Consider the following 2643-nt stretch of genomic DNA (forward strand, 5'->3'; position numbering starts at 1 on the left):
TCTGGAGGCCAGCACGACAGCACGCCTGGAAGCGTCGGCCAAGAGAGGCAAGGTCCGCATGTTCAAGGAGCTCATTGACGGCGCCCGCGGCGCGGCCGGGCCGGCAGCACTCAGGCGACTATAACGGGCGCAGAGCCGACCCTGCGGCTTCCAGACATTGTCGTGTACAGCTTCAGACCCTCAAGCCGAGCCCGCATGGCCTCGCTTACCTTTTACGGGGCGGCGGTACGTCCAAGCCGGTTCAACAGTTAAGAATTTCGCAAAGACGATACCCCCGGATCCTCGAGCTTCCGCTGCCACTTCCCGCATTCGCCGAGGCGGTCAATGACCCGCCCTTCACAAGGTTATCCCGGCAAGCATCTGGATGCGAGAGATAATGTTGCCGGAAGCATCTTTCATGGCTTCTACACCTGCCTGAACGCCAGAACCGCGTTCGTGCCGCCAAAGGCGAAGGAGTTGCTCAGTGCCACGCGCACCTTGCGCTCGCGTGCCACATTGGGCGTGACGTCGAGATCGCAATCGGGGTCCAGCTCACGATAATTGGCAGTCGGCGGGACGACGCTCTCGCGGATAGCCATCACGCAGGCGATCAACTCGAGCGCGCCGGACGCGCCGAGGCAATGCGCGTGCATGGACTTGGTAGAAGAAATGGACATTGAGAAGGCGTGCTGACCGAAGACGCGCTTGATCGCCGCCGTCTCGGTCTGGTCGTTGGCCTTGGTGCCGGTGCCGTGCGCGTTGAGATAGTCGACATCCTCGGCGTCCAGCCTGGCATCGGCAAGGCAGGCCCGCATTGCTGCCTCCGGCCCCTCGACAGTCGGCGCGACGATGCCGGACGCATCGGCGGAAAGGCCGACACCGGCAATTTCGGCAAGGATGGTGGCGCCCCGAGCCAAGGCATGCTCGTAGCTTTCCAGCACCGCCATGCCGGCGCCTTCACCAAGCGACAGGCCCTGGCGATCGGCCGAGAATGGCCGGCAAGTATCGGGCGAAAGCACGCGGATCGCTTCCCATGCCTTCAGCACACCCCATATGAGCGGCGCTTCGCTGCCGCCGGCAAGCATCACGTCGGCCCGGCCGAGCCTGATCTGGTCCACCGCGCAGGCAATCGCATGGTTTGCCGAGGAACAGGCGGACGTGACGCCGAAGACCGGCCCGCGCAGGCCGAGACTCATGCTGACCTGGCCGGCAGCGGCACCCGGCATCGCCTTGGGTACAGTCAAGAGAGCGGCACGCTTACCGCCCAGAAGGATGGCGCGGTAGGTTTGCTCGATCGCATCCCACCCGCAGCCGCCAACGCCCACCGCCGCACCGAAGCGATAGCTATTTCCCTCTTTGGAGGAAAGTCCGGCCTGACGCATGGCTTCGCGCGCCGCAAGCACAGCGAGCAGGCTGAAGCGGTCCATGGAGATGAGTTGCTTGCTGTCGATGTCATGCTCCGGCAGGGCCTTGATCTCGGCACCGATCCTGACCCTCAACTCATGGAACTCGGAGTTGACGATTGGGCCGATGGCGGAGCGGCCTTCTCGCATCTCTGTCCAAATGGCGGCGGCGTTGGTTCCAAGCCCGCAAATCCCGCCAATCCCAGTAATCACGACGCGCCTGTCCATTCACACCCCCGTAGGGAGCAAGCTGCGCACGGCTTCCACCATGCCCCCAACATTCTGGAGATCCGACCATGCCTCGGCCGTATTCATCTCGATCTCGATGCCGTAGGCCTGCTCCAGGTCCCAGAGAACGTCCGCCAATCCCAGTGAATCGATACCGAGCGAAGTCAGTCCCGTGGCAGCCGTTATTTCGCCGCCCGTGGCAGGCGCTATGCCGCCCTCCGACGCGGCGCGCTTCTTGATCATTGCGATTATTTCGTTGGCGAGTTGATCTGCCATCTTGTTCCTTTCCAGCTTGCGTTTTCGGCGTCGTTCAAAACCCGAGTCGCGTCGCGTTGCCAAAATTGCCCCTCATAGAGCCTGTGCGCCGACCAAGCCCAATGCCCATAGCAACCGGACGAGTTCCGGCTTCTGCGGCGTCAGCCCGATGACGAAGAAAAGTCGCCGGCCTCCCGCTTTTGCGCCAGCACATCAAGAATCTGCGTGTAAATGGATAGGAACCGTCGTCAAACGTCAGCTAAACGCTGCGACGGTGGGTGCTGTCAGCGTATTCACTCGGCACCTCATATGTAATCGAGATGTTTCATAGCTCCGGACCAGTTGCGATCAACTATGTACCGGTCGCCATTCGTCGGAGAGTTCGACATGATTTGGAGCGCTGCCTCTCATTCCCAGTACAATCTCCACCGCACGCGACAGATTTCCTCTTTCGGGCTCTTCTCAAGGGACTCGCCACGCGATAGAGGCAGTCATCGGCGCACGTGAGGTCCTGCCAGGTCCATGCGACATTCCGGAAAATTGGTAAAATCGTTTGTTTCAATCAAATTCATCCACGCTATGGATAGCTAAGACATGCGTTTCAAAGGGCTCGATCTGAATCTTCTCGTCGTTCTCGACGCGCTGCTTAGCGAGCGCGGCCTCACGGCGGCGGCACGCAGCATCAACCTAACCAAATTCATGTGGGTTGGTGGATGTGGCGCAAGCCCGTTGAAATGACGTAGGATTTGGTTGCTTAAGCCGATCCGAAATTTCCCGG

The 2643-nt window shown here is 60.8% G+C and carries 2 protein-coding genes and 2 pseudogenes; 2 read left to right on the top strand and 2 right to left on the bottom strand.

What is annotated here, in order from left to right:
- Positions 1–253: 253 nt before the first annotated feature.
- Positions 254–418: pseudogene (locus NKJ80_RS31570) on the top strand (LysR family transcriptional regulator); the annotation flags it as partial.
- On the opposite strand, the gene NKJ80_RS31365 reads toward NKJ80_RS31570, so the two are convergent.
- Complete coding sequence (locus NKJ80_RS31365; protein WP_352498960.1) at positions 405–1610, bottom strand: beta-ketoacyl-[acyl-carrier-protein] synthase family protein; 1206 nt, start codon at positions 1608–1610, stop codon at positions 405–407. The pseudogene NKJ80_RS31570 and the gene NKJ80_RS31365 overlap by 14 nt on opposite strands.
- On the bottom strand, positions 1611–1886 hold the full coding sequence (locus NKJ80_RS31370) for an acyl carrier protein (protein WP_023673543.1): 276 nt from the start codon (positions 1884–1886) through the stop codon (positions 1611–1613).
- A 573-nt stretch (positions 1887–2459) separates the two neighbouring features.
- Between NKJ80_RS31370 and NKJ80_RS31375 the strand changes: the two are divergent.
- A pseudogene (locus NKJ80_RS31375) lies at positions 2460–2561 on the top strand (LysR family transcriptional regulator); the annotation flags it as partial.
- Between the last annotated feature and the right edge of the window lie 82 nt (positions 2562–2643).

The organism is Mesorhizobium sp. M0030, assembly GCF_040323695.1.
GTDB lineage: Bacteria > Pseudomonadota > Alphaproteobacteria > Rhizobiales > Rhizobiaceae > Mesorhizobium.

What these genes read in the sequence shown, in the direction of transcription:
- NKJ80_RS31365 (WP_352498960.1), bottom strand. Translation starts at nt 1,610, where the DNA reads ATGGACAGGCGCGTCGTGATTACTGGGATTGGCGGGATTTGCGGGCTT.
- NKJ80_RS31370 (WP_023673543.1), bottom strand. Translation starts at nt 1,886, where the DNA reads ATGGCAGATCAACTCGCCAACGAAATAATCGCAATGATCAAGAAGCGC.